This window comes from Rhizobacter sp. Root1238, assembly GCF_001425825.1.
Lineage (GTDB): Bacteria > Pseudomonadota > Gammaproteobacteria > Burkholderiales > Burkholderiaceae_C > Rhizobacter.
Genome location: NZ_LMDM01000007.1, coordinates 60,296 through 86,576 on the forward strand (window position 1 = coordinate 60,296; position 26,281 = coordinate 86,576).

At 71.6% G+C, this 26,281-nt stretch carries 26 protein-coding genes; 10 read left to right on the forward strand and 16 right to left on the reverse strand.

Annotated elements, in window-relative coordinates; all coding sequences use genetic code 11:
- Genes ASC98_RS07525 through ASC98_RS07555 form a run of 7 tightly spaced genes read right to left on the reverse strand, consistent with a single transcriptional unit; the run spans window position 1 to window position 7,869 of the window.
- The gene (locus ASC98_RS07525; protein WP_056810811.1) at window positions 1-627 is read right to left on the reverse strand and encodes a cytochrome c oxidase subunit 3; all 627 of its coding nucleotides are present in this window, start codon (window positions 625-627) and stop codon (window positions 1-3) included.
- Window positions 624-2,546, reverse strand: coding sequence for a cytochrome c oxidase subunit I (ctaD, locus tag ASC98_RS07530; protein WP_056810814.1), 1,923 nt, complete (start codon window positions 2,544-2,546; stop codon window positions 624-626). The genes ASC98_RS07525 and ctaD overlap by 4 nt, the downstream gene beginning before the upstream one ends.
- Complete coding sequence (gene coxB / locus ASC98_RS07535) at window positions 2,543-3,541, reverse strand: cytochrome c oxidase subunit II (protein WP_200953080.1); 999 nt, start codon at window positions 3,539-3,541, stop codon at window positions 2,543-2,545. The genes ctaD and coxB overlap by 4 nt, the downstream gene beginning before the upstream one ends.
- Entirely contained in the window at window positions 3,525-4,124 is a 600-nt protein-coding gene (locus ASC98_RS07540) for a cytochrome c (RefSeq protein ID WP_056810817.1), read from the reverse strand. The genes coxB and ASC98_RS07540 overlap by 17 nt, the downstream gene beginning before the upstream one ends.
- Complete coding sequence (locus ASC98_RS07545) at window positions 4,105-5,940, reverse strand: methanol/ethanol family PQQ-dependent dehydrogenase (RefSeq protein ID WP_369821158.1); 1,836 nt, start codon at window positions 5,938-5,940, stop codon at window positions 4,105-4,107. The genes ASC98_RS07540 and ASC98_RS07545 overlap by 20 nt, the downstream gene beginning before the upstream one ends.
- Before the next feature lie 10 nt (window positions 5,941-5,950).
- Window positions 5,951-6,850 carry a ZIP family metal transporter gene (locus ASC98_RS07550; protein WP_056810819.1) on the reverse strand — a complete coding sequence of 300 codons (900 nt, stop codon included), beginning with the start codon at window positions 6,848-6,850 and terminating at the stop codon, window positions 5,951-5,953.
- On the reverse strand, window positions 6,847-7,869 hold the full coding sequence (locus tag ASC98_RS07555) for a manganese catalase family protein (protein WP_082542131.1): 1,023 nt from the start codon (window positions 7,867-7,869) through the stop codon (window positions 6,847-6,849). The genes ASC98_RS07550 and ASC98_RS07555 overlap by 4 nt, the downstream gene beginning before the upstream one ends.
- 322 nt (window positions 7,870-8,191) lie before the next feature.
- Here ASC98_RS07555 and ASC98_RS07560 point away from each other — a divergent pair, with 322 nt between their 5' ends.
- Genes ASC98_RS07560 through ASC98_RS07570 form a run of 3 tightly spaced genes read left to right on the forward strand, consistent with a single transcriptional unit; the run spans window position 8,192 to window position 11,052 of the window.
- Window positions 8,192-8,446 carry a hypothetical protein gene (locus ASC98_RS07560; protein ID WP_056810822.1) on the forward strand — a complete coding sequence of 85 codons (255 nt, stop codon included), beginning with the start codon at window positions 8,192-8,194 and terminating at the stop codon, window positions 8,444-8,446.
- Between the two features lie 54 nt (window positions 8,447-8,500).
- Window positions 8,501-10,549: a S9 family peptidase gene (locus ASC98_RS07565; RefSeq protein ID WP_056810825.1), complete on the forward strand. Its 2,049-nt coding sequence runs from the start codon at window positions 8,501-8,503 to the stop codon at window positions 10,547-10,549.
- A gap of 20 nt (window positions 10,550-10,569) precedes the next feature.
- Entirely contained in the window at window positions 10,570-11,052 is a 483-nt protein-coding gene (locus tag ASC98_RS07570; RefSeq protein WP_162249323.1) for a hypothetical protein, read from the forward strand.
- A 13-nt stretch (window positions 11,053-11,065) separates the two neighbouring features.
- On the opposite strand, the gene ASC98_RS07575 is transcribed toward ASC98_RS07570, so the two are convergent.
- On the reverse strand, window positions 11,066-11,581 hold the full coding sequence (locus tag ASC98_RS07575; protein WP_056810829.1) for a DUF2231 domain-containing protein: 516 nt from the start codon (window positions 11,579-11,581) through the stop codon (window positions 11,066-11,068).
- 121 nt (window positions 11,582-11,702) lie between these two features.
- On the opposite strand from ASC98_RS07575, the gene ASC98_RS07580 reads away from it, so the two are divergent.
- Window positions 11,703-12,284, forward strand: a complete 582-nt coding sequence (locus tag ASC98_RS07580) for a hypothetical protein (protein WP_056810832.1) — start codon at window positions 11,703-11,705, stop codon at window positions 12,282-12,284.
- Here the strand turns inward: ASC98_RS07580 and ASC98_RS07585 are convergent.
- Window positions 12,236-12,688, reverse strand: coding sequence for a hypothetical protein (locus ASC98_RS07585; protein WP_235581198.1), 453 nt, complete (start codon window positions 12,686-12,688; stop codon window positions 12,236-12,238). The genes ASC98_RS07580 and ASC98_RS07585 overlap by 49 nt on opposite strands.
- An 86-nt stretch (window positions 12,689-12,774) precedes the next feature.
- Between ASC98_RS07585 and ASC98_RS07590 the strand changes: the two genes are divergently transcribed.
- Together ASC98_RS07590 and ASC98_RS07595 are read left to right on the forward strand one after the other, a co-directional pair.
- The gene (locus tag ASC98_RS07590; RefSeq protein ID WP_056810839.1) at window positions 12,775-14,073 is read left to right on the forward strand and encodes an SDR family oxidoreductase; all 1,299 of its coding nucleotides are present in this window, start codon (window positions 12,775-12,777) and stop codon (window positions 14,071-14,073) included.
- Window positions 14,061-14,525 carry a DUF2269 domain-containing protein gene (locus tag ASC98_RS07595; RefSeq protein WP_056819843.1) on the forward strand — a complete coding sequence of 155 codons (465 nt, stop codon included), beginning with the start codon at window positions 14,061-14,063 and terminating at the stop codon, window positions 14,523-14,525. Before ASC98_RS07590 ends, ASC98_RS07595 begins: the two co-directional genes overlap by 13 nt.
- Window positions 14,526-14,534: 9 nt before the next feature.
- On the opposite strand, the gene ASC98_RS07600 is transcribed toward ASC98_RS07595, so the two are convergent.
- The gene (locus ASC98_RS07600) at window positions 14,535-15,218 is read right to left on the reverse strand and encodes a glutathione S-transferase family protein (protein WP_056810844.1); all 684 of its coding nucleotides are present in this window, start codon (window positions 15,216-15,218) and stop codon (window positions 14,535-14,537) included.
- Between the two features lie 90 nt (window positions 15,219-15,308).
- Here ASC98_RS07600 and ASC98_RS07605 point away from each other — a divergent pair, with 90 nt between their 5' ends.
- Window positions 15,309-15,878: a cysteine dioxygenase gene (locus ASC98_RS07605; RefSeq protein WP_056810847.1), complete on the forward strand. Its 570-nt coding sequence runs from the start codon at window positions 15,309-15,311 to the stop codon at window positions 15,876-15,878.
- A 13-nt stretch (window positions 15,879-15,891) separates the two neighbouring features.
- Here ASC98_RS07605 and ASC98_RS07610 read toward each other — a convergent pair whose 3' ends face one another.
- The 4 genes from ASC98_RS07610 to ASC98_RS07625 all read right to left on the reverse strand — a co-directional run bounded on the left by ASC98_RS07610 (window position 15,892) and on the right by ASC98_RS07625 (window position 21,437).
- Complete coding sequence (locus ASC98_RS07610) at window positions 15,892-16,905, reverse strand: lactonase family protein (protein WP_082542154.1); 1,014 nt, start codon at window positions 16,903-16,905, stop codon at window positions 15,892-15,894.
- 125 nt (window positions 16,906-17,030) lie between these two features.
- Window positions 17,031-18,452, reverse strand: a complete 1,422-nt coding sequence (locus ASC98_RS07615; RefSeq protein ID WP_200953079.1) for a polysaccharide lyase family 1 protein — start codon at window positions 18,450-18,452, stop codon at window positions 17,031-17,033.
- 149 nt (window positions 18,453-18,601) lie between these two features.
- Window positions 18,602-20,494, reverse strand: coding sequence for a diguanylate cyclase domain-containing protein (locus ASC98_RS07620; protein ID WP_162249322.1), 1,893 nt, complete (start codon window positions 20,492-20,494; stop codon window positions 18,602-18,604).
- A gap of 52 nt (window positions 20,495-20,546) precedes the next feature.
- The gene (locus ASC98_RS07625; RefSeq protein WP_056810854.1) at window positions 20,547-21,437 is read right to left on the reverse strand and encodes a LysR family transcriptional regulator; all 891 of its coding nucleotides are present in this window, start codon (window positions 21,435-21,437) and stop codon (window positions 20,547-20,549) included.
- A gap of 137 nt (window positions 21,438-21,574) precedes the next feature.
- Here ASC98_RS07625 and ASC98_RS07630 point away from each other — a divergent pair, with 137 nt between their 5' ends.
- Window positions 21,575-22,825, forward strand: a complete 1,251-nt coding sequence (locus ASC98_RS07630) for an MFS transporter (RefSeq protein ID WP_056810856.1) — start codon at window positions 21,575-21,577, stop codon at window positions 22,823-22,825.
- Here ASC98_RS07630 and ASC98_RS07635 read toward each other — a convergent pair.
- Complete coding sequence (locus tag ASC98_RS07635; protein WP_056810859.1) at window positions 22,804-23,796, reverse strand: MBL fold metallo-hydrolase; 993 nt, start codon at window positions 23,794-23,796, stop codon at window positions 22,804-22,806. The genes ASC98_RS07630 and ASC98_RS07635 overlap by 22 nt on opposite strands.
- A 40-nt stretch (window positions 23,797-23,836) precedes the next feature.
- Complete coding sequence (locus ASC98_RS07640; RefSeq protein WP_056810862.1) at window positions 23,837-24,286, reverse strand: heme-binding protein; 450 nt, start codon at window positions 24,284-24,286, stop codon at window positions 23,837-23,839.
- 67 nt (window positions 24,287-24,353) lie between these two features.
- Between ASC98_RS07640 and ASC98_RS07645 the strand changes: the two genes are divergently transcribed.
- Entirely contained in the window at window positions 24,354-25,310 is a 957-nt protein-coding gene (locus ASC98_RS07645; RefSeq protein ID WP_200953078.1) for a LysR family transcriptional regulator, read from the forward strand.
- 57 nt (window positions 25,311-25,367) lie between these two features.
- A complete protein-coding gene (gene cysM, locus ASC98_RS07650; RefSeq protein ID WP_056810867.1) occupies window positions 25,368-26,273 on the forward strand; it encodes a cysteine synthase CysM in 906 nt (301 codons plus the stop codon).
- Window positions 26,274-26,281: the final 8 nt, after the last annotated feature.

The window sequence follows — 26,281 nt, forward strand, 5'->3', positions numbered from 1 at the left end:
TCACACCGCTCCCCCGCGCGGCGCCCAGTACAGCACTGCGTACAGCGGCAGCCAGCTCAGCACGACGAACAGCCAGTAGATCGCGTTCTCGTGCACGTCGACGAAGCGCTTGCCTTCCCACGGGCCGGTGAACAGCAGCGCGACCAGCACCGCGCTGTCCCAGGTGTCGGTCACCAGGTGCAGCGTGTGCAGGCCCAGCAGCGTCCAGACGATGGAGCCGTAGGCATCGCTGTCCCAGCGGCAGTTGAGGCTGCCGAACTCGAAGGCGCGCAGCAGCACCGCCAGCAGGGCGGCCACCAGGGTCACCGTGGCCCAGCGCCGGCAGGCCGCATGGTCGAGCCGCTCGCCGGCACGCTTCGCGAGGTGGTTGGGCAGCAGGCTGGCGACCAGCAGCACGGTGTTCAGCGTGCCCCACGCGAGTTGCGGCGGCGGCTCGTTCATCGGCCACACCTCGACGTGGCTGCGCAGGAAGAAGTAGCTGGCCACCGCCAGCGCGAACAGCGTGCCCTCGATCGCCATCATGCCGAGCGTGCCCCACCAGGTGAGGCTGCGCCGGCCGAAGCCGAAGCTCGGCAGCGCCGACACGTCCAGCGCCTGCGCGCGGTCGCTGTCCCGTGCCGCGCTCATGGGGCCTTCTCCAGCGCGACGCTCGCCCGCGTCTCGGCGGCCTTCGGCCAGAACCAGGCCGTCAGCGCCACCGCCACCGGCAGCGCGAACCACACCACCGCCCATGGCGTGAAGACCGAGCCGACGAACAGCAGCGTGGCCGCCACCGCGGCCCAGAACGGCCACGCCGTCGGTCCCGGCAGGCTGTCGCGCGATTCCGGTTCGGCATCGAGCACCGTCGTGCACAGCAGCTCGCGGCTGTCGACGGCGAGGCCGGCCACGTGCGTCGGCACGGCGGACGGCTCCCACAGCGGATCGCGCCCGTGCACCACCGGGATCGCATCGAAGTTGCAGGCCGGCGGCGGCGACGGCAGCGACCACTCCAGCGTGCCGGCCCCCCACGGGTCGGCACCGGCCGGCGCCCCGTGGCGCAGGCTGCGCGCGACGTTGACGACGAACAGCAGCACCGCCACCGCCACCACCAGCGCGCCGGCGCTGCTGAGCGCGTTCCACGCGCCCCAGCCCATCTCGGCCGGGTAGGTGTAGACCCGTCGCGTCATGCCGGCCAGGCCCAGCAGGTGCATCGGGAAGAACGCGATGTTGAAGCCGATCGCGAACAGCCAGAAGTGCCAGCGGCCGAGCCGCTCGTCGAGCAGCCGGCCGGTCATCTTCGGGAACCAGTAATAGACCGCGCCGAACAGCGGGAACACCGCGCCGCCGATCAGCACGTAGTGCAGGTGGGCGACGACGAAGTAGGTGTCGTGCACCTGCAGGTCGATCGGCACCGCCGCGAGCAGCACGCCGCTCAGCCCGCCGATCACCAGGATCACGAAGAACCCGAGCACGAACAGCAGCGGGGTCCTGAACACCAGCCGGCCGGTGGCCAGCGTCGCGAGCCAGCAGAAGATCTGCAGCGCCGACGGGATCGCGATCAGCATGCTCGCCGCGGTGAAGAAGCTCTTGCCGAGTTCCGGCAGGTTGGTCGCGAACATGTGGTGCACCCACAGCCCGAACGACAGGAAGCCGGTCGCGATCAGCGCGAGCACCATCGCGCCGTAGCCGAAGATCGGGCGCCGGCTGAAGGTCGGGATGATCGACGACATGAACCCGAGGCCGGGGATGAAGATCAGGTAGACCTCCGGGTGGCCGAAGAACCAGAACAGGTGCTGCCACAGCACCGCATCGCCGCCCTCGCCGGGGTTGTAGAAGTGGGTGCCGACGAGCCGGTCCATGATCAGCGCGGTGCTGGCGAGCATCACCGACGGCATCGCGAACAGCACCATGAAGGCGGTCACCAGCATGCCCCACACGAACAAGGGCATGCGGTCCAGGCGCATGCCCGGCGCGCGCAGCTTGAAGACGGTGACGATCAGGATCACCGCCTCCAGCAGGCCGGACAGTTCGGTGAAGGTGATCAGCTGGGCCCAGAAGTCGACCCGCTTGCCGGGCGCGTAGTCGGGGCCGGCCAGCGGCGGGTAGCTGAACCAGCCGGCGTCGGGCCCGATGTTCAACGCGAACGCGATGTACAGCATCAAGCCGCCGAACAGGTAGATCCAGTACGCGAAGGCGTTCATGCGCGGAAACGCGACGCTGCGCGAGCCGACCATCAGCGGCACCAGGTAGACCGACATCGCCTGCATCACCGGCACGGCGAACAGGAACATCATCGTCGTGCCGTGCATCGTGAAGAGCTGGTTGTAGAGGTCCGGCCCGACCAGCCGGCTTTCGGGCCGGGCCAGTTGCAGCCGCATCAGCAGCGCCAGCAGCCCGCCGGCGATGAAGAAGCCGAAGGCCGTCACGATGAAGCGCCGCCCGATCGCCTTGTGGTTGACCGCCGACACCCAGCCGCGCAGGCCCGGCGGGTCGCGCCAGGTCTGCTCCAGCCGGGCCGACTGCCCGGCGGTCGGTGGCACGCTGTTGCGCACAGGCGCTTCGCTCATCGCAGGCTCCCGAGGTAGGCGACGATCGCATCGAGTTCGTCGTCCGCGAGGTTCGACGCCGGCATCAGCGCGCCCGGCTTGAAGGCCTGCGGGTCGCGGATCCAGCGCTTCAGCTGGACGGCCGTGTTGGGCAGCGTGCCGGCGCCGAGCATGCGGCGCTGCGCAAGGTGGGTCAGGTCGGGCCCGCGCTGTGCGCCGGCCGCCGTGCCCTGGACCGCATGGCACATCACGCAGGTGCCGCGCGTGAACAGCTCGCGGCCGCGCCGCTGCACCGCATCGGCCGGCTCGGTGGCGGCCTCGCGCTGGCGCGCCGCCCAGGCCTCGTAGTCGGCGGCCGGCTCGGCGATCACGTCGAAGGCCATCCAGGTGTGCTGCGCACCGCAGAACTCGGCGCACTGCCCGCGGTACACGCCTGGCGTGTCGACGCGGAACTGCAGCTGCGCCGTGCGGCCGGGGATCAGGTCCTTCTTGCCGTGCAGGCTGGGTGCCCAGAAGCTGTGGATCACGTCGCTCGACTTCAGCGTCAGCACCACTGGCCGGCCGACCGGCACATGCAGTTCGTTCGCGGTGGTGAAGCTGCGCGACGGCACCGGGTCGTCGTAGCGCAGCTGCCACCACCACTGGCTGGCCGTCACCTGCACGTCGAGCGCGCCGGCCAGCGACAGCCGGGCCAATGCGCGGTCGGTCATCACGCTCGCGACGATCAGGAACAGCAGCAGCAGCGTCGACGCGGTGATGGCGGCCGACACGCCGCGCCGCGGGCCGGGCTCCGGCCGGTCCAGCGACGACAGGTCGGCGCGGCTGTCGGGCCCGGCACGCGGCGTGCGCCACAGCGACCACGCGAGCGCCACGGCGAGCAGCACGAACACCAGCGCGCAGATGCCCAGCCCGAGGCGCCACAGGTCGAGGATGTGGACGGCCTGCGGCCCGGCCGGCAGCAGCGCGTCCTGCAGCGGCGTGCCGGGGCCGGCGAGGCGGTCAGCGACGGGTTCCATCGTCGATCACCTGGGCTTGCGGGGTCTCGCGGCTGCGCCGCGTCTCGGGTTCGCGCCCGGCCATGCCGTCGCTGCGGCCGGGCGCCACGTCGGAACGCAACTGGCCGGACAGCGAGCGCACATACGCCACCAGTTGCCAGACCTGGTCTTCGCTCAGGTGGCTGCCGAACGACGGCATGCCGGCCGGCCGGCCCTGCACGATGGATGCATAGACCTGGGCCGGCTCGCTGCCGTAGATCCACGGCGCATCGCTGAGCGCCGGGCCCCAATCGCCCCCGCCACCCGGCGCGTGGCAGCCGCTGCAGTTGAACCAGCGGTACAGGCGCTTGCCTTGCGAGACCGCATAGGCGTTGCCTTCGACGGTGTAGCCGGTCGACGGCAGGTGGGGATCGCCGGCCGCGACGCCGGCGGGCTTGCCGGGCTGCAGGTCGGTGTGCCGCAGCGGCGGCGCGCTGGCCGAGGTCTGCGGCGGGTCGAACTCGCGCCGCTCGCGTTCGCAGGCGCTCGCCGCGCAGGCCAGCACGCAGGCCAGCGCCCGCGCTGCGGCCTGCGGCCACCACCGGTCACGGCAGCGAGAAGACATACAGGGTGCCCCCTTTCTGCGTGTGCTGCTTGAGGTCGGCCATCGCCCCGGAGAAGCCCTTGGCGGCGGTGCGGTCGCGCACGTCCAGGTCCTTCGACACGACCGCGCCGGCCCAGCCGCCGACACCCGAGACCACCGCGACGTACTGCTTGCCGTCGGGCCCGCGGTAGCTGATCGGCTGGCCGACGATGCCCGAGTCGGTCTTGAAGCGCCACAGCAGCTCGCCGGTGCGCGCATCGACCGCCTTGAACCAGCCGTCCATCGTGCCGTAGAAGACCAGGTCGCCGGCCGTCGCGACGGCGCCGCTCCAGACCGGGAAGTTCTCGCGGATCGACCACACCATGCGCGCGCCCACCGGGTCCCAGGCGCCGAACACGCCGCGGTGGCCGCCGGGGCCGGCGTACATGCGCACCTCGGCGCCGAGGTAGGGCGTGCCGGAGATGTAGCTCGCATCGAAGGCCGTCATGTCCTGGCACAGGTTCTGGTGCGGCATGTACAGCAGCCGCGTGCGGGGCGACCAGGCGGACGGCTGCCAGTCCTTGCCGCCGGGCGAGGCCGGGCAGACGTTGCGCACCACCTCGCCGAGGCGCGGGTCGACGGCCGGGTTCATGCGGGGTCGCCCGCTCGCCAGGTCGACGCCGGTGCTGGTGGTGACCTTGACGAAGGGCGTCGCCGACAGCACCTCGCCGCTCTCGCGGTCGATCACGTAGACGAAGCCGTTGCGGTCCGGGTGCACCAGCACCTGGCGCTCGCGGCCCTGCAGCGCGAGCGTCAGCAGCACGTTCTCGTTGGTGCCGTTGTAGTCGTGCCGGTCGTGCGGCGCGTACTGGTAGAACCAGCGCGCCGCGCCGGTGTCGGGCTGCCGCGCGAAGATGCCGGCCGTCCACTTGTTGTCGCCCTGGCGCTGCTCGGCGTTCCACGGCGCCGGGTTGGCGGTGCCGTAGTACACCAGGTCGAGCGCCGGGTCGTACGAGATCCAGCCCCATGCGGTGCCGCCGCCGCGCTGCCAGGCATCGGCCGGCCAGCTGTGCACGCCGAGGTCGCGGCCGCGGTCCTGTTCGTAGAAGGGCTTGAACCCGGGGCCGATCAGCACGTCGCTGTCCGGGCCGGTGCTCCAGGCCTTCCAGACGGTGCGGCCGGTCGCGGTGTCGAGCGCGGTCAGCCAGCCACGCACGCCCAGCTCGGCGCCGGCATTGCCGACCAGCAGCTTGTCCTTGACGACCAGCGGCGCCATCGTGATCGTCTCGCCGGTCGACGGGTCGCCGAGCTGGCGACGCCACAGCTCGCGGCCGGTGGCGGCATCGACCGCGACGGTCTGTGCATCGAGCGTGTTGATGAACACGCGCCCGTCCGCATAGGCGGCACCGCGGTTGACGACGTCGCAGCAGGCCACGCCCTGCGCATACGGCGTCGGGTGCGGTTCGAAGTGCCACTTGACGTTGGCGCCGGGCTTCGTCAGGTCCAGCGCGTAGAGGTCGTTCGGATACGGGCCGACCAGGTACATCGTGTCGCCGACCACCAGAGGGGCTTCTTCATGGCCGCGCTTCACGCCGGTGAAGAAGCTGAACGCGAGGCGCAGCTTCGCGACGTTGCCGGTGTCGATCTGGTCGAGCGCCGCGTAGCGCGTGCTGGCGTGGTCGTGCGCGGCCATCGGCCAGTCGCCCCGGTCGCCGCCAGTCCGGCCCAGCACGCCAGGAGGCCCAGCGCCTTCGCGAACCGACCGGCGGGCCCACCGCGTCGCGAACCTCGTTGTCGACCTGCCATCGCATCCCTGGATCGCACGGCACATGCCGCGCTGCAACACGGCAAGCGGCATGCCGCGGCGCTCACGCGAGTGCGGTGTCCAGCACCATCATCAGCACGAAGCCCAGCATCAGCGCGGTGGTGGCGCTGGTGGCGTTGCCTTTCTCGTGCGAGCCCGGGATGACCTCGTGGCTGACCGCGAACAGCATCGCGCCGGCCGCGAACGCCAGCCCCCACGGCAACAGGCTGCCGGCAATCGTGACGGCAATGGCGCCCAGCAGCGACGCCACCGGCTCGACCAGCCCCGATGCGGCGCCGAGCCCGACCGACAGCAAGCGGCCATGGCCGACGCCGCGCAGCGCGAGCGCCACCACCAGGCCCTCGGGAATGTCCTGCAGCGAGATGCCGGTGGCCAGCGCACGGGCAGGGCCGGCGTCCTGGCCGGCGAAGGCGACGCCGATCGCGAGCCCTTCGGGAATGTTGTGCAACGAGATCGCCAGCACGAACAGCCAGGCGCGCTTCAGCGCGCGGGCCTGTGCGCTGTCGCCGGCCGGCTCGAACCAGCTCGACGGCAACCATCGGTCGGCCAGCCGCAGGAACAGCCCGCCGAGCAGGATGCCGCCGCCGACCACTGCAGCGGCGCCCCAGGAACCGGCGCCGCGCTCGCGCGCGGATTCGAGCGCCGGAATGATCAGCGAGAACGAGGTGGCGGCCAGCATCACCCCGGCGCCGAAGCCGAGCAGCGCATCGCTGCAGCGCTGCGAGATGCGCTGCGACAGCAGCACCGGCAGCGTGCCCGCCGCGGTGGCCGCGGCAGCCACCAGGCCACCCGTCAACGCGCCGGCGATGCGGTCGTCGAGCAGTGTGAACTGCCGCAGCGTTGCCAGGGCCAGCAGGCACAGGCCGGCGACGGCGACGACCGCGCCGATGCAGCGGCGCGGCTGACGCCACGCCGGCACCTGCACGGCGGGCAACGAACTCACAACTTGCCGCTCGTCGCCGTGCCGGATCGCGCTGCACCGGCGGCCTTCTTCGACCGTGTCGACGCGAGCCCGCCGGCGTCGGTTCCGTCCGCGCCGTCAGTGCCGTCAGTGCCGTCCAGGCCGTCGCTGCCGTCGAGCAGGCTGCCATCGACCTGCCCGCCGAGGCGCGCCAGGTCGACGCCGGTGGCCGGGTTCGATGTCGGATCGGACGCGGTCCGCATCGCCAGCTGCGACACGATGCCGGCTTCGTCGTCGGTCAGCTGCGGTTCGGGCAGCCCGGAGCCGCCGTCGACCGCCGGCGTCGCTTCGCGGTACTCGAACACCGGCTCGTTGTTCCACGGGCCGCGCGTGTCGCCGTCGCCCTGCGACATGTTGAAGTAGACGTTGCTGAACTCCTTCATGCCCGGCAGCTTGCCCGGCGGGAAGCTGGCCGACATCGAGTACAGCGCCTTCTCGAACGATTGCTGGTGCGAGATCTCGCGCGTCATCAGGAAGCCGAGCGCTTCCTTCACGCCCGGGTCGTCGGTCAGGTTGATCAGCCGCTCGTAGACGATCTTCGCGCGCGCCTCGGCCGCGATGTTCGAGCGCAGGTCGCAGCTCGGGTCGCCGATGCTGTCCACATAGGCCGCGGTCCACGGCACGCCGGCCGAATTGATGAAGGCCGGCCCGCCGCCATACAGCACCTGCGTGACGTGCGAATCGTTGCCCGCGCCATGGATGCTGCGGTACAGCTCGGCCTCGCTGTCCATCGCCTCGGCGAGCTGGCCCTTGGCGCCCTTGTTGAGCATCGCGACGATGGTGCCGATCACCTCGAGGTGGCTCAGCTCTTCGGTGGCGATGTCGATCAGCATGTCCTTGCGGCCCGGGTCTTCTTCTGCCAGGTACTGCGAGAAGTAGCGGCAGGCGGCCGCCAGCTCGCCTTGCGGTCCGCCGAACTGCTCGAGCATCAGGTTCGCGAGGCCGGGGTTCGTCTCCTGGACCCGCACGGTGTACTGAAGCCGCTTGTTGTGAGAGAACATGGAATTCCTTTCAGCCGCATCGCTGCGCGGCACTGCGTTGAGGGAAGGCGACGTCGACAGATGCACGCCTTCGGCTGATGTGGCATTCCGCGTTCCCATCGCACCGGCGCGCGGTGCAGCGCGAGGCAACGAGCGGTCGTCGCGTGCTGGTCGCGCGGTGGTCGCGGGGGGTCGAGCAGCCCGTGGGTTGCAGCACGGTTTTCCGATGGCCGGTTGCTTCCGACCCACCGTTGCTGACGATCCGTGCGGCCGGTCCGCGGGTACGGAGATTGCCGAAGAGGGGTGTCGGCAAGGTCGCCGATTCAACCCACAGGAGATCGCGATGAGCGAACAAAACCGCAACCAGCAGGCCACCAACCAGCAGGGCCAAGGCCAGTCGGGCAACAACCAGGCGCAGGGCAACGAGCAGAACCGCAACCAGGAGCAGCAATCCGGCCAGCGTTCGCAGAACCAGGCGGGCCAGGACGCATCGCAACAGCGGCAACAAGGCGGCCAGCAAGGTCAGCAAGGCCAGCAGGCCAACCGCGACGAGCAGAACCAGCAACGCCGCCAGGAATCCGGCAACGGCCAACGTTGACCGGCTGTCTGCCCGCGGGGCCTGGCCCTCGCGGGCTCTTCACCCTCCTTGCCCATGACCAGCCGCCAAGCCTTTTCCATCGATGACCTCTTTCTCGATCAACGCATCACCGACGTGCACCTCGCCGCAGGCGGGCAGCAGGCCGTCTGCGCGGTGCGCAGTCCGTCGCGCGCCGACGACCGCTACCGGTCGGCGCTGTGGTGCTTCGACCTCGGCGGCGCGCCGCCGCGCCGGCTGACGCACAGCGACAGCCGCGACGAGGCGCCGCGCTGGGCGCCGGACGGCTCGCAGATCGCGTTCCTGTCCGACCGCGCCGAGACGGGCACCTCGCAGATCCACCTGATCCCGGCCGATGGCGGCGAGTCGCGTGCGTTGACGCGGCTGCCGCGCGGTGTCGGCTCGTTCGCATGGCGGCCTCAGGGCGACCTGCTGCTGGCGGTCTGCCCGGTGTCGGTCGATCCGGACCGGCGCGCCGATGCCGACGAGATCACCGAGGGCGCGCAGGCCCGGGCGCGCGACACGCAGTTGCCGCAACTGGTGTGGCGCACGCCGTACAAGGCCGACGGCACCGGCTACGAGCTCGACACCCGCCACCACCTGTTCCTGATCGATGCCGACAGCGGCGAGGCGACGCAGCTGACGCACGGGCCGTTCAACGTGCGCAGCGCGGCGTGGGCGCCGGACGGCGAGCGCATCTGCCTGAGCCGCACGCGCGAGGACGCAGGCTTCGAGCATTGCACCGACATCTGGATGCTGAGCCTCGACGGCCGGCAGGCCGGCGCACGCCAGCGACTGTCGCACCGGCAAAGCAATTCGAGCTGGCCAGGCTGGTCGCCGGACGGCCATTGGATCGTCTTCAGCGGCTCGGTCGAGGACGGCGATGCACAGCAGTCGCTGTGGTTGATCGATGTCGAAGCCGTCGGCAAAGGCGACGGCAATGAACGGCGCACGTCGGTGCAGCCGCTGGGCGACGAATCGATCGAGGTCGTCGCGGGCGAGCTGCACTGGCACCGCGACTCCGGCGCCGTCGCGTTCGTGCAGGCCCACCTCGGCCTGCAGCGCATCGCGAGCATCGCGGTGCCGGGCGGCGCGTTGACCGCGGTGGTCGGCGGGCACCGCCATGTCGACCGCCTCGCCTGCAACGAACGCGATCTGGTGTTCACCGCGCAACGGGCCGATGCCGCCTGCGAGCTGCACCGTGCCGACTGGCGCGGCGAGGGCGAGACGCCCTTGAGCCGGCTGAACGACTGGTGGGACCGGCGCAGCGTGCCGCAGGTCGAACTGCGCCGCTTCAACGTGCCGGACGGCCGCGGGCGGCACGAGGAGATCGACGGCTGGCTGCTGCGCCCCGCCGGCGTGCGCGACGACGAGCCGACGCCGCTGCTGGTCGACATCCACGGCGGCCCGGCCAGCTACGCGATGCTGAGTTTCTCGACCCATGCGTATTGGCAGGTGATGGCGTCGCGCGGCTGGTCGGTGCTGGCCTTGAACACGGTCGGCTCCAGCAGCTACGGCCGCGACTTCGCGGCACGGCTGCGCACGCGCTGGGGCGAGCTCGACCTGCCGCAGGTGCTGGCGGCCATCGACGACCTGCAGGCCAAGGGGCTGGTCGACGAACGGCTCGCGATCATCGGCGGCTCGTACGGCGGCTACCTCAGCGCGTGGGCGATCGGCCATTGCCGGCGCTTCAAGGCGGCGGTGGTGTGCGCACCGGTCGGCAACCTCGAATCGCACTTCGGCACCTCCGACAGCGGCTACTACGCCGACGCCTATTCGATCGGCGGCGAGCCGAAGGAGCGGCGTGCGCTGATGGCCCGGCTGTCGCCGATGACGAGCATCGAGCAGGCGACGACGCCGGCGCTGTTCCTGCAGGGCAAGGACGACCAGCGCTGCCCGGTCGGCCAGTCGGAGGAGCTGTACACGAAGCTGCGGCGCTGCCGCCGCGCGCCGTGCGAGATGGTGCTGTACCCGGGCGGCGACCACCACGTGCTGACCACCGGCAAGCCGTCGCACCGGCGCGACGGGCTGCAGCGCATCGTCGACTGGCTGGAACGCTGGGTCGATGCCGATTCGCAGGCGGATTCGCAGGCCGATGCGGCCTGAACCACGACAAGGAGTCGATGATGGGGATGTCATTGCCGATCGACAAGCAGGCACGCCGGCTCGCCGGCGAGGCGCAGTCCGCGCAGGCCAAGGTGCCGACCTACCAGGAACTGCTGGACGAGGCGCTGGAAAACACCTTCCCGGCCAGCGATCCGGTCGCGACGAGCGTCGCGCTGCATGTGCACGAGCCGCGCCTGAGCGAGCGCGATGCGAAGGACTGGACGCTGGCCCCCGGCGCGTGCCCGCCGGTCGGGCAGCGCAGCGACGCGGTGGCGGCCACCACCGGACGCGCCGCTGCGCACGTCATCGTGCCGTTGTCGTGGAACGACGGCGCGCAGCGCTTCGTGATCGTGCCGGCCGGCCCGTGCACGATCGAGCAGACCGACGAGTTCGCGCTGCTGCGCTGGAACCAGCAGGGAACCAGCCGTTCGGTGTCGATGCGCCTGCAGGAATTGCAGGTGCTGCTGGCCGAGGGCCGGATCGAGCGGGCCGAACTCGAATGACCCGCGGCTGAACTCAGCGCCGCGCGCCGCCGTGCGCCGTGGCGACGCCGGCATCGTCGCGCGCGTGCAGCGAACTCGGCGCATCGAGGCCGGCGTGGTCGGAGATGCCGATGCCCAGCCGGTCCACCAGCTCGCCGCCGAGCCAGGCGGTGACCATCGACAACGCCGCGCCGAGCACCGACAGCAGCACCGCGAGGCCCGGTGGCTGCGCCGGCGCATCGATGCGCAGCCAGCCGCTGGTCGCGAACAGCAGCAGCACGATGACGTTGCCGATGCCGTGCATCGCCCCCACCGAGCGGGCGCGGGTGCCGTGCGGGATCGCCAGCCAGTCGATGGTGCCGAACGGCGCGGCCACCAGCCCGCCGATCACGCCGGCCCAGATCAGGTAGTGCGCAGCGGCGGCCATGCCCGGTAGCGTCAGCGCGATGTTCAGCACGTCGAAGATCACCGAGGTGGCCAGCAGCCCGAGCGGGAACACGATGAGCATCTGGTGCACCGGGTGGCCGAGAAGTTTCGCCTTGCTTTCCATGGAGGTTTCTCCGTCGAGGGGAAGGAACCGCAAAGACGGCAAGCCGCATGCCGCGAGCGGGCGTGCCGATTGCCGCGACGGCATGCTTGCCCGTCTGCGCGACATTCCGGAGCGAAACGAATTGACCCCTGCGCCTCTCGAACTGCTGCTGTTCGCCGGCCTGCTGCCGCTGTGGCTGGTGGCCGGCTGGGCGGACTGGCTGTGCCACCGCGTGCAGCGCATCGAGCACAGCAGCGGCCTGCCCGAGACGCTGATGCACGGTGCGATGCTGCTGTCGATGGCGGTCGCGGTGAGCGCGGCGCTGCTGCTGGAGATCGATGCCGCGGTGCTGCTGCTGGCCGCGGCCTGCTGCATCGTCCACGAGGCGGTGGTGTGGTGCGACCTCGTCTATGCCGACCGCTGCCGCCGCATCCCGCCGGCCGAACAATGGGTGCATGCGATCCAGATCGCCGCGCCGTGGGTCGGCCTCGTCGGGCTGGGTTGGGTCCACGCTGACCAGGTCCGCGCGCTGTGGGACGGCAGCGGCACGGCCGACTGGTCGTGGCGCGCGAAGGCCGATCCGGTGCCGCTGCGCTGGCTGGCCGCCACCGGGGTCGCGGCGCTGCTGCTGGTGCTGCTGCCGTTCGCCGACGAATGGCGGCGCGCGTGGCGTGCTCAGCTGCGCCGTGCGGCGAGTGCCAGCCCGAGCGCGAAGGCGGCGTAGACGCAGACCAGCCCGCCGGTCGACAGCCGCCGCTCGAAGCCGGGCGTCAGCCGCCGCGGCACCAGCTTCAGGTCGACCACCGCCGCGGTGGCGGTCACCGCCGCCGCATCGACCACGGCCGCCAGCGGCCCGGGGCGCGCGCGCCGCGAATGCAGCCACGCGAACGCGGCGCCCCACAGGAACGACGAGGCCGCATGGATCAGCAGGCCGGCGCCGGTGTGCCGCGCGTCGACCTCGTCGTGCTGCAGCGCCTCGTCGCCCCACAGCCAGTGGCTGACGGCGTTCAGCGGCGCGGCGGCGCTGGCGTTCTCGCGCCGGCCGCGCCAGGCCAGCACCGCGGCCGACAAGGTGTTGGCGAGGGTGCTGCTGCTCGCGGCGAGTCGCAGCATGTGGTTCGGGGGCATGGCAGGCTCCTTTCGTTCGTCGACACCGGTTCGCACGCGGCATCCGGATTGCCGGCAACGCAGCAATCGATGTTCCTGCGACTCCCATGAACGTATTGCTGACCGGCGCGAGCGGTTTCATCGGCAGCCACCTGCGCGATGCCTTGCTGCGTGCCGGGCACGCGGTGATCGGTGTCGGGCGACGGCGGCCGCCGGCGATGCCGGTCGACCAGTGGCGGGAGCTCGACCTCGGGAGCGCGACGCCGCAGGAATGGCGGCGGGCGCTGACCGGCATCGATGCGGTCGTGAACGCGGCCGGCATCTTCAAGGAGGGGCGCGGCGCGAGCTTCGACGCGGTGCACGTGCGCGGGCCGTGCCGCTTGTTCGATGCCTGTGTCGCCGCGCGCATCGCGAGGGTGGTGCAGGTGTCGGCGCTCGGCGCGGACGAGGCCGCCGGGACCGCCTACCACCGCAGCAAGCGCAGCGCCGATGCGCACCTGCTGGCGCTGCCGCTCGACGCGGTGGTCGTGATGCCGTCGCTGGTGTTCGGCACCGACGGGGCCAGCGCGCGGCTGTTCCTGGCCCTCGCCGCGCTGCCGGTGCTGCCGCTGCCCGCCGGGGGACACCAGCCGGTGCAGCCGATCCATGTCGACGATGCGGTGCAGGCGATCGTCGCGCTGTTGCAGGCCTCCGCCGACGAACGGCGCGGGCGGCGCATCGCGCTCGTCGGACCGCGGCCGCTGTCGTTCGGCGAGTACCTGCAGCAGTTGCGGCAGGCCTTGCAACTGCCGCCGGCGCGCGCGGTGAGCATTCCGGAGCCGGTGATGCGGTGGGCGGCGCGGGCCGGCGACGTGCTGCCGGGCAGCCTGTTCGACACCGCGGCCTGGCAGATGCTGCAGCGGGGCAACGCGGCGCCCGCGACCGACATCACCCGCCTGCTCGGGCACGCGCCGCGCGAGGTCGCGGGCTTCGTGCGGCCCGGCGAGGCACAGGCCTGGCGCGATGCGGCGCGGCTGGCCTGGGTGCTGCCGCTGCTGCGGATGTCGCTCGCGTTCGTGTGGCTGCTGACGGCCGCGGTGTCGTTCGGCCTGTACCCGGTCGCCGATAGCTACGCGCTGCTGCAGCGCACCGGCGTGCCGCCGGCGTGGCAGCCGACGATGCTGTACGGCGCGGCTGCGCTCGACCTGGTGCTCGGCCTGCTGACCTTGTGGCCACCGACGGCGCGGCGCTGGCTGTGGCTGGCGCAGGCCGCATTGATCCTGTTCTACACCGCGGTCATCTCGTGGCGCCTGCCGGAGTTCTGGCTGCATCCGTACGGGCCCTTGTCGAAGAACCTGCCGATGCTGGCGGTTCTCGCGGCGCTGCTGGCCCTCGACCCGCGAAAGGCACGCGCATGGAGTACCTGATCGCCAAGTGGCTGCACATCCTGTCGTCGACGGTGCTGTTCGGCACCGGCATCGGCTCGGCCTTCCACATGCTGCTCGCCAGCCTGTCGCGCAACCCGCAGGCGTGTGCGGTGGTGGTGCGGCAGGTGGTGCTGGCGGACTGGCTGTTCACCACGACGACCATCGTGTTCCAGCCGCTCAGCGGCCTCTACCTGGCCCACCTGGCCGGGGTCCCGCTGACGACGCCGTGGATCCTGTGGTCCTTCGTGCTGTACCTGGTGGCGGGTGCCTGCTGGCTGCCGGTGGTATGGATCCAGATCCGCATGCGCGCGCTCGCGCAGGCCGCCGCCGACAGCGGCGAGCCGCTGTCGCCGGCCTACTTCCGGATGCTGCGCTGGTGGACCGCGCTGGGCGTGCCGGCATTCGCCGCGTTGACCCTCGTGTTCTACCTGATGGTCGCGAAGCCGGCCTGAGCGAGGCGGCTACGCCGGGTCGTGGAAGCGCCGGGCCAGCCCGTCGCGCCCCGGGTAGAACTGGAACCAGGGCCGCGCCTCGTCGATGGCGTGCGCCACCGACGGGCGGTCGACCAGGCGCTCGAAGTAGGCCGACAGCCGCGCGTGCTGCGGCAGCAGCGGCACGTAGGTCAGCGCATAGAACAACGACGGCGCGGCCGCGCAATCGGCCATGCTGAACGCATCGCCGGCGATCCAGTGGCGGCCTTCGAGCTGCTGCTCGATCAGCGCATAGGCCGTCAGCAGCGTGTCGCGGGCGCGCGCCACGGCCTGGGCATCGCGCTCGCCTTCGGCGCGCAGCCGGTCGGCGGTGAAGGCCTGCATCGGCGTCATCACGTAGAGGTCGAGCAGGCGGTCCCACAGGCGCACGTCGAGCGCTTCGCCCGGATCGTGCGGGATCAGCGTGCGGCCCGGGCGCGCGTGGTGGCGCTGCAGGTGCTCGATGATGATGCTGGTCTCGGGGATGGCCCGGCCGCGGTCTTCCAGCAGCGGCATCTTGCCGAGCGGCCAGCGCGCCAGGTGTGCGGCCCGCTCGGCCGGATCGCCCAGGTTCAGCAGGCGCTTGTCGACCTCGATCCCCAGTTCGTCGATGGCGATCAGCACCTTGTGGCAGCAGGAGGACAGCGGGTGGTAGTGCAGGGTCGGCGCGGTCATGGGGTGCGATGTGCGGTTCAACTCGCGCAAGCGTCGGTCCAACCGCGCTGCGAGTCAAGTGCGGTCCGGACTTGGCGCGACAATCGGCCGATGACCTCTGCCGCCCTCGACGCCTTCATCGCCGAAGCCACCGCCCGAAGCTGCCGGCAGCCGGACCCGGCCGACTGCGTGCTGGCGCTGGCGCCGCTGATGCTCGACCTGATCGACCATGCCGGCAGCTTCCTGGAGCCGCAGCACTACCGCAGCAGTGCGTCGGGGTATGCGCGCAACCTGATCTACGACGCCCCCGATGCGAGCCTGTCGCTGTACGCGATCGTCTGGTTGCCCGGCCAGTGGACGCCGGTGCACGACCACGGCAGCTGGGGCGTCGTCGGCGTCGTCGAAGGCGTGCTGGAAGAGCGCAGCTACGTGCGGCTGTCGCCCGACCGCGGCGCCGACGACGAGATCGAGCTGGCGCGCGGCGGCACCATCCTGCTGCGGCACGGCGCGGTCACCAGCTTCGTGCCGAACCCGGACCACATCCACGTGACCGGCGTGCCGGCCGAACGGCCGCGCGCGGTCAGCCTGCACCTCTACGGCAGGACGATGAGCGACTTCAACATCTATGACGTGCCGGCGCGCAGCCGCCGGCGCATCCAGGTGGCGCACAACGAGAGTTGACGCGCCGCGGTGCTCAAGGCAGGTCGACGATCTCGACCCAGTTCGGGTTCTTGCCGACCGGCAGCCGGGTGACCTCGCCGAGCGCGCCGCTGCGGGCGTCGATCGCATGCACCGACAGCGAATGCGATTCCTGCCCGGCGGCGATCAGGAAGCGGCCCGACGAATCGATCGCGAAGCCGCGCGGGGTCTTCTCGGTCGGCGTGCTGCCGGCCGCTTCGAGCTTGCCGGTATCGGCATCGACCTTGAAGCGCGCGATGGTGCTGGACGTGCGCTCCGACGCATAGAGGTTCCTGCCGTCGGGGCTCAGGTGCAGGTCGGCCGCCCACGGCTTGCCGGTGAAGCCGTCCGGCAGCGTGGTCGTGCGTTGCAGCTCGCGCAGCGTGCCGCGCACCGCGTCCCAGGCGAAGACGTACAGCGAGGCATCCACCTCGTTGAGCAGGTACAGGTGCTTCTGGGCCCGGTCCCAGACGAAGTGGCGCGCACCGGATTTCGGCGCGTTCTGCACGATCGGCGGATCGTTCGGCGTCAGCTGCCCCTTGGCCGCATCGAAGCGCCACACCGACAGGTTGTCGCCGCCGAGGCTGGTGGCCAGCACGAAGCGGTTGGTCGCGTCGGCGTGGATCGCATGCGCATTCGGCGCCGTCGGGATCAGCTGCTGGATCGCGGTGACCGCGCCATTGCCGTCGATGCTGTTGACGGTGATCTTGTGCCCCGGGTACGAGGCGGCGAACAGCCACTTGCCGCTGGCGTCGACATCGATGTTGGCCATGCTGTCGGCCAGCGGCGCCTCGCCGAGCTTCTTCAGGCGGCCGCTCGCCGGGTCGACGGCGAAGCTGAGCACGCGAAATGGCTGCGAGCGCAGCGCGGCGTAGAGGAAGCGCTTGTCGGGGCTGACCGCCAGCGGCATCACCGTGCCGCCGACGGCCACCGTGTCGACCGGGCTCAGCCGGCCGGTCGCGCGGTCGAAGGCCAGCACCGACAGCTCCTGGCTGTCGGCATTGGACACGTACACGAAGGTGCCGGCCATCGCGGTGGTGGCGGCCAGCAGGCTGCCGGCCGCCACGACCGCACGCAGCGGGGTTGCGAATCGCACTGTCGTGGGTGTCTCCCGCCGCTGCGCGGCTTGTCGTTCGTCGTGTCGTCTGCGCAGGCTCAGTTGCAGCTCAGCACCGCCAGGCCCTTGCCTGCACCCGCCACCGCGGGCAGCTTCTGCTTCACGCAGGCCGGGTCGTGGGCAGTGTAGGCGTAGGGGATGCCGACCGGGAAGCTGCTGGTGCTGACCCAGTCGCTGGCGTCGCGCGACGGTGACGACTCGCTGGCCACCCAGGTGATGCCGTAGCGAGCGAAGTCGGCCGGGCTCCTGACGTTGTTGTTGCGCAGGTCCCAGTAGCCGATGGTCGAGCTGTCGCGCGAGGTCACCGGGTTCTGCGCGTTCTCGAACCAGTTGGCCTCGATCAGCGAGAAGCCGCCCATGCGGATGTTGGCGCCCGAGGTGTGCACGCCGCTGTAGAGGTTGTTGTAGAGGTGGGTGTAGCCGCCGCGCTGCAGCGGCAGCCGCGACTTCACGTTCTCGTAGACGTTGTGGTGGTAGGTGATGAAGCGGTCGCTGGCATCGCTGTCGCTCGACCCGATCAACCCGACCTTCTGGTGGTCGTGGAGGTGGTTGTACGAGTAGGTGATGTGGTGCGCGCCGGCCTTGTTGTCGACCAGGCCGTCGAACTCCATGTCGCCGGCGCCGGCGCATTCCTTGATGCTGCTGAACAGCGTGTTGTGGTCGACCCAGATGTAGCCCGGAGCCTTGCCGCCCTGGCCTTCGATGCCGATCGCGTCGATCGAGCCGGGCAGCAGGCCGATCGTCATGTTGCGGATGATGACGTTGGTGGCGCCGCCCTTGACCGCCAGCCCGAAGTTCGCGGCAGAGCCGTCGGCGCCTTCGATCGTGACGTTGCTCTTGTTCTTGACCTCGACGATGGCGCCGGCCGGCTTCGTGCGCTGCGCGCAGGAGTCGGTGATCGACGCGAAGTCGAAGCTGCCGGTGTAGCGGATCACCAGGCCGCCGGTGCCGGTGTAGGCGTCGATCGCGGCCTGCATCGCGGCCGCGGTGCTCACCGTCACGGCCGCGGCCTTGCCGCCGCCAGTCACGGTCCCGGCGAAGCCGGCGGTCTGGCCGCTCGGTGCGGGGGCCGGTGCAGGAGCCGGCGACGGAGCCGGGGCCGGAGCGGGGGCGGGGGCGGGGGCGGGGGCGGGCGACGGTGCGGGAGCAGGCGCCGGCGACGGTGCCGGTGCCGGTGCAGCCACCGGCCCGACCGCGCACTTCTCCTTCTTGTCCGCATTCGGGTTCGCGCCGCCGAAGGTCGCGCTGGTGCAGGCAACGGTGCCCGACAGCGTCTTGACCACCCACTTGTTCTTCACGCCGAACGACACCTGGTGCGCCCTCGAGCCGACCTTGCAACGCTCGCCTTCGTCCGCGCACTTCGAGAAGCCGGCCGGCCAGTCGACGGCGAAGGCGGGTGCCGCGGCAGCGCAGGCGAGCGTGATCAGGGACAGGCGCAGCGGCTTCATTCCGGTTTTCATGGGGAGCTCTCTCGGGGATTTGAATGGCCCGCAGGCTACCCGGTGAGCTGCGAAAACAAGCCGTGTTCGCATACTCTGAAACACTGCTTGCAAGCGCGAGACTTGCATGTCCGAGCCATCGCCGATCCATGACCGGCGAGTGACGAACCTCAGGCGCTCGTGGCCACGCGCTCCGGCGCCGCGCTCCACAGGCAGACGCGATGCTTGCCGGCCCGCTTCGCGGTGTACATCGCCTGGTCGGCGCGCGCCGTCAGCGTGTCCGGATCGTCGCCGTGCTCCGGCCCGATCGCGACGCCGATGCTCGCGCCGACCGCCACCTCGCGCTGCGCGAGGCGGATCGGCTGCTCGACCGCGTGCAGCACGCGCTGCAGCACCCGTTCGACCTCGCTCGCGTCCTGGATGTTGCTGAGGATCAGCGCGAACTCGTCGCCGCCGAAGCGGGCGACGACGTCGTTGGTGCGGATGCAGCCGAGCAGCCGCTTCGCGACCTCGCGCAGCACCGCGTCGCCGGCGTCGTGCCCGAACGCGTCGTTGACGCCCTTGAAGCCGTCGAGGTCGAGGTAGCACACGCCGGTCATCTGCCGGCGCCGCTGCGCATCGGCCAGGATGTAGAGCAGCCGTTCGGCGAACAGCCGGCGGTTCGGCAGCCCCGTCACCGCGTCGTGCAGCGCCAGGTGCTGCGCATGCGCCTCGCTGTCCTTGATGGCCGTGATGTCGGTCATCGACCAGAACGATTCATGCGGCGACACCGCGGCGCCGCACAGGTCGACCCAGATCGCATGGCCCTGCTTGTGGCGCATGCGCAGCTGCGCCCTGAAGCGGCCGCTCGCCTGCAGCATCGGGTAGGCGCGGCGGCCGATGTCGTCGAAGGAGTCGTCGTCGAGGTAGAGCTGCCGCATGCCGGCGCCGACCAGCTCGTGCGGCTCGTATCCGAAGATCCGGTCCAGCGCGCGGTTCTTCCACAGCACGACCCGGTCCTTCAGCTTCGCCATGCCGACGATCTCGTTGTCGAGCATCACGCTCTGCTCCTGCGCCAGGCGGGCGATCTCGCGGCGGGCGATCGCCTGGCGCCGCTGCTGCAGGAACAGCAGCGCCGAGAAGCCGGCGATCGTCGCGATCGCGATCGCGAGCAGCGCCGCCATCTGCGCCACCTCGCGCCGCCAGCCGGCGAGGAAGTCGCGGGTGCCGAGCCCGACGAACACCCGCAGCGTGCAGCCCGGGACACGCTTGTACGCGGTGTAGCGCTCGATGCCGTCGAGCGCCGTCGGGGTCAGGTAGGAACCGCGCTCGGGGTCGGCTGCGAGGCGGCGCGTCATCTCGTCGGAGATGGTCGACGTGCCGATGTTCTTCTCCTGCGCGCCGTCGATCACCGAGTACCGGGTGATCAATCGCAGCCCGCCCGACCGAAGCGCGACGGCGCCGGCGCTGCCCAGCGCGATGCGCCTGAACCGATCGAGGAAGTGGTCGCTCGACAGGTTGGTGAACGCGACGCCGGCGAACGAGCCGTCGGCCCGCTGCAGCCGGCGGGCGACGACGATGCCCCATTTGCGGACGATGCGGCCCTGGATCGGCTCCGAGACCACCATGCCGTCGCGCGCCTGCGCTTCGCGGAAGTAGTCGCGATCGGCGATGCTGACCGGTGCGGCGCCGGCCTCGATGCCGAAGCGGACGATGCCGTGCTCGTCGGCGACCCGGATCGCATCGACCTGGGGCAGCAGCGAGCGCTGCTCGACGATGCTGCGCTCGATCTCGGCGCGTCCGTCGACGCGGCTGGAGTCGGCGGCATGAACCCGCATCGCGATGGTCGACAGCGCATTGTCGAGCTGCTTCAGCTCGGCGCCGAGTTCGATGGCCAGGCCGTTGACCAGGTTCTCGGCCGATTCCCGGGCGCGCACCTCTTCGGATTCGCGTCCCGCGCGCAAGGCCACGGCGGCCGCGAGCACGAGCACCAGGATGACCACGACGTTGCCCGCCGCCAGGGCAAAAGCCAGGCGGCGGAGCGGCACTGCGAGGGAACGCGCTGCGCGCGAAGGGTCGGTCATGAGGCGCTGGGCGGATCGTAAGGCACGGCGCCCGGTTTTCGTCCCCATGTCCTCAGGGGTTGCAGGCCGCGCGCACCAGCTCGCGCAGCCAGCGGTGGGCCGGGTCGGCGTCGAGCCGCGGATGCCACAGCAGGGCGACCGCGAAGCCGGGCGTGGCCACCGGCAGCGCGAAGCTGTGCAGGCCGGTGCGCAGCGCGGCGGTGTGCCGCTCGGGCACGCAGGCCACCAGGTCGCAGGCGCGGGCCAGCGCGAGCGCGGTCGCGAAGCTGTCGACGACCGCGCCGACCTCGCGCTGCAGCCCGAGCGCGCGCAAGGCCTCGTCGACCGGCCCCTGCTCGCGGCCGCGGCGCGACACGACGACGTGCCGGCCGGCCGCGTAGCGTGCCGGCGTGACCTCGCCCTCGCCGAGCGGATGCCCGTGCCGCACGACGCCGATGTGGCGGTCGCGGAACAGCGACTGCGCGCGCAGCTCCGGGCCGGTCTCCGGCCCGACGACGCCGGTCTCGAGGTCGACCGAGCCGTCGCGCAGCGGCGTGCTGTCCTTGTCCGGCTTCTGCACGAAGCGCAGCCGCACGCCGGGCGCCTCGCTGGCGATGCGCGCCAGCAACGCCGGGGCGAAGCTTTCGGCAAATCCCTCGCGGGTGCGCAGCGTGAAGCTGCGCGTCAGCCGGGCGAGGTCGAGCGTGTCCGCCGGGCGCAGCACCGCCTGCGCGTCCTGCACGAGCACGGCGACGCGCTCGCGCAGTTCGAGCGCGCGCGGCGTGGGCACGAGGTCGCGGCCGGCGCGCACCAGCAGCGGGTCGCCGGTGGTGTCGCGCAGCCGCGCCAGCGCCCGGCTCATCGCCGACGGGCTGAGCTGCAGGCGCCGGGCAGTGCGCGCGACGCTGCCTTCGGCGAGCAGCGCGTCCAGGGTCAGCAGCAGGTTCAGATCGGGGGTCGACATGCGCCCACCATAGCCGACGAAGGGGCGTGCGTCGCGTGCACGGACTCAGTGCACGCGGCGCGCCTTCCGCCGGGCGGCACCGGCACCTACGCTTGCAGGCATCGAGCCGCCCTGCGGCGCCACGACCCGGAGTCCGCATGAAAACCACTGTCGCATTGCCCCACGACCCGGCCCGCTGGGCCCTCGCCAGCCTGTCGCTGTCGATGCTGCTGGCCTCGCTGGGCATCAGCATCGCCACCGTCGGCCTGCCGGCGATGGCGCAGGCCTTCGACGTGTCGTTCGAGCGGGTGCGGTGGATCGTGCTCGCGTACCTGATCGCCAACACGGCGCTGCTCGTCGTCGTCGGGCGGCTCGGCGACCGCGTCGGCGCGCGCCGCCTGCTGCTGGCCGGCATCGTTGTCGTCACGGTGGCCTCGGCGCTGTGCGGCCTCGCGCCCGGCTTCCGGCTGCTGCTGGCGGCGCGCGCGATGCAGGGGCTGGGCGCGGCGATCCTGGTGGTGCTGGCGCTGGCCCTGGTCGGCGATGCCGTGCCGAAGGCGCGTGCGGGCATGGCGATGGGCGTGCTCGGCACGATGTCCGCGGTCGGCACCGCGCTCGGGCCGTCGCTCGGCGGTCTGCTGATCGCGGGGTTCGGCTGGCGCGCGATCTTCCTGGCGCAGGTGCCGCTGGGGGTGGGGGCGTTGCTGCTGGCGCGCCGTCACCTGCCGGCGCAACCGGCAGCGGCGCCGACGGCGTCGGCGTGGATCTCCCCGGCGATGTGGCGCGATCCCGCGCTGCGGGCCGGCCTGGCGATGAGTGCACTGGTGTCGACGGTGATGATGACGACGCTGGTGGTCGGGCCCTTCCACCTGGCGCGCTCGCTCGGGCTCGATGCCGCGGCGGTCGGGCTGGCGATGTCGGTCGGCCCGGCGGTCGCGGCGCTGGCCGGCATGCCGGCCGGCCGGCTGGTGGACCGCTTCGATGCGTCGCGCATGACGCTCGCCGGGCTGGTCGGGATGGCGCTCGGGGCGCTGGCGTTGTCGCTGCTGCCGCCGTCGCTCGGCGTCATCGGCTACATCGCTCCGCTGGCGGTCGTCACCGCCGGCTATGCGCTGTTCCAGGCGGCCAACAACACCGCGGTGATGGCCGCCGCCGGGGCTTCGGGCCGACGCGGCGTTGTCTCCGGGTTGCTGAACCTGTCGCGCAACCTCGGCTTCATTGCCGGGGCCGCGGCGATGGGCGCGGTGTTCGCCCACGCGAGCGCGGCGGTGGATGTCGCGCTGGCGCCCGCGCAAGCGGTCGCCGGCGGCATGCGGACCACGTTCGCGGCGGCCACCGCGCTGCTCGCCGTCGCGATCGCCATCGCCGCGGCAGGCCGCGCGAGGCGCTACTTCAGCTGGGTCGTGTAGTCCACCGGCAGCCAGCGGTACGCGCTGCCGGCCTGGCGCAGCCGGCCGAGGCCGGGGAAGGGCAGGTGGGCCGCGCCGATCAGCAGGTTCTCTTTCGCCGCCTGCGCGAACACCGTGCGGCGCGTGGCGGCGGCGGCGGGCTCGTCGCTGTCGTACGCGATCGTGACCCGCGGGTCCTCGAGCTGCACCGCGCCGACGTGGACCAGGTCGCCGATCAGCAGCATCCGCTGCCCCTGGCTCTCCACCGCATAGACGGTGTGCCCGGCACTGTGGCCGCGCGCCGCGATGGCGCGGATGCCGGGCAGCAACTCGGCGCCCGCGGCGAAGGGCTTCAGCCGGCCGGCCTCGGCATACGGGTTCAGCGACGCCATCGCGCCCTGGAAGAAGCCCTTGCTCTGCGCCGGCGCGGCGTCCATCCGCGCGGTCGACAGCCAGTACTGCGCGTCGGCGTCATCAAGGCGCACCGTGGCGTTCGCGAACGCGACGCCGCCCGGGCCCATCAAGCCGCCGACGTGATCCGGATGGGGGTGGGTGAGCAGCACCTCGTCGACCTGCTCCGGCTGGTAGCCGGCGGCGCGCAGGCTGGCACCGAGCTTGCCGAGCGTCGGGCCGAACAGCGCGCCGGCGCCGGTGTCGATCAGCACCAGCCTGTCGCCGGTGTTGACCAGGAAGCCGATGACCGAGGTCTCGACCGGGTTGGTCAGGTGCGCGGCCGCGAGCTTCGCCGCGACGCTGCCGGCCGGGGCGTGCAGCAGCGTGGCGGCCGGCACGTCGACCGTGCCGTCGCTCAGCGCGGTCACCTCGAAGGCGCCGAGCATCATGCGGTAGAAGCCGGGCGCCTGGGTCTTGACCATCGGCGCGGCGGCCAGCGCGGCCGAGGGCGTGACCGAAGCGCCGAGTGCGGCCAGGGCGAGGGCGGTGGAAGCGAACGCGCCGGCGGTGGCGCGCAGGGAGAACAGGGAGGTGAACATGGGAGGCAGTCTTTCGATCAGGAAGGGGAAGGAAGGGCGATCAAGCCGACGCAGCCAGGCCGAGCGCGGCGATCGCCCGCTCGGCCACCTGGTGGTCCTGCTCGGCGTCGCCACCGGAAATGCCGATGCCGCCGACCAGCTGCTCGCCGTCGAAGACCGGGCAGCCGCCGCCGACCGCGACGAAGCGCGGCCGGTGCGCCAGCTGCGCCGCCATCGGGCGTTCGAGGATGGCCGTCCATTGGCGCGTCGACACGCCGTACGACGTGGCCGTCCAGGCCTTGTCGACCGCGATCGACGCGGTCAGGAAGCGGGCACCGTCGTCGCGCTCGAAGGCTTTCAGCTCGCCGGTCGCGTCGGTGATCGCCACGGCGACCTGGAGGCCGAGCGAGCGTGCCGCGGCCTGCGCTTGGCCGACCAGCAGGGTGGCCGCCTCGCGGGTGATCGAGGCCATCGGGCGGGTGTGGGTGGAGGGCGCGAAAGAAGAAGTCATGGGGCAGTGCTCCGTTGAAGGGTGTCGCATGATTCAATCGAAGCCTTCATCACGCAAATCGATTGAAATGATCGGCACTATCAGAGAGCGCGATTTCAGGGGCGTCGACCTCAACCTGCTGGTGACGCTGCTGGTGCTGCTGCGCGAGCGCAGCGTCTCGAAGGCGGCAGCGTGCCTGCACCTCGGGCAGCCGGCGGTCAGCGGCGCATTGGCGCGCCTGCGCGAGCTGTTCCACGACGAGTTGCTGGTGCGCGGCAAGGGCGGCATGCAGCCGACGCACCGCGGGCTCGAGCTGCAGGCGGCGCTCGCGCCGGCGCTGGCCGAGCTGCAGGCGGTGGTCTCCGACGCACCGGCCTTCGAGCCTGCCCGCAGCGACCGCAGCTTCGTGCTCGGCCTGCCGGACTGGATCGACACCTGGCTGCTGCCCGGCCTGCTCGCGCGGCTGGCCGCCGACGCGCCGCTGGCGCGCATCGCGGTCGTCGCGACCGATCGCTTCCGCGTCGCCGACATGCTGCTGCAGGAACAGCTCGACCTCGCGATCGGCGCCTTTCCGGCCGGCCCGGCCTGGCAGCGCAGCCGGCCGCTTGCGACGGTGCCGTACTGCTGCGTCGCGCGGCCCGGCGTGATCGGCGCGCGGGGCCGGCTGACGCTGAAGCAGTTCGTCGCGCTGCCGCACCTGATGGTGACCTACCGCGGCGCGTTCCACGGCACGGTGGACGAAGCGCTCGATGCCCTCGGGCTGGCGCGCCGCGTCGTCTGCACCAGCCCGCGCTTCTCGTCGCTGCCGCGGGTGCTGCAGCAGGTGCCGGCGATCGCGACCGTGCCGCAGGTGCTGGCCGCCGGCTGGCAGCGCGACTTCGGGCTGGTGCGCGCCGCGGTGCCGCTGCAGCTGCCGGCGAGCCCGGTGGCCATCGTCCACCATGCGAGCCGCGACAAGGACCCGGCGCTGCGCTGGCTGTGCGGGGTGATCGAAGCGCTGGTGGCCGAAGACGGCGCGAACGACCCCGGCGGGCGCCGCGGCTGAAGCCCTCGCGCGCGCCGCGCCATGCACTCCCCTGCGACAATCGCCCGAGGAGACCCCATGACGCCGTACAAGACCCTCGAAGACGTGATCGGACAGACGCCGCTGGTGCGGCTGCAGCGCCTGCCGGGCGCCGACAACGACCGGCGCGGCAACGTGATCCTGGCCAAGCTCGAAGGCAACAACCCGGCCGGTTCGGTGAAGGACCGGCCCGCCATCAGCATGATCCGGCGCGCCGAGGAGCGCGGCGACATCCGCCCCGGCGACACGCTGATCGAGGCGACCTCGGGCAACACCGGCATCGCGCTCGCGATGGCCGCGGCGATCCGCGGCTACCGCATGCTGCTGATCATGCCGGAGGACCTGAGCATCGAGCGCGCGCAGACGATGAAGGCCTTCGGCGCCGAGCTGATCCTGACGCCCCGCAGCGGCGGCATGGAATACGCCCGCGACCTGGCCGAGCAGATGCAGCGCGACGGCAAGGGCCGGGTGCTCGACCAGTTCGCGAATGCCGACAACCCGCGCATCCACTACGAGACCACCGGCCCCGAGATCTGGGCCGACACCGGCGGGCGCATCACGCACTTCGTCAGCGCGATGGGCACCACCGGCACCATCACCGGCACCTCGCGCTTCCTGAAGGAAAAGAACCCGGCGGTGCGCATCATCGGCGCGCAGCCGGCCGAAGGCTCGCGCATTCCCGGCATCCGCAAGTGGCCCGAGGCCTACCTGCCGAAGATCTACGACCCGCGCTGCATCGACGAGACGGTGAACGTCGGCCAGGAAGCGGCCGAAGAGATGGCCCGCCGGCTGGCACGCGAAGAGGGCCTGTTCGGCGGCATCTCGGCGGCCGGCGCCTGCTGGGTGGCGCTCGAGACCGCGAAACGGGTCGAGAACGCGACCATCGTGTTCGTCGTCTGCGACCGCGGCGACCGCTACCTCTCCACCGGCGTCTTCCCCGCCTGAACCGACCG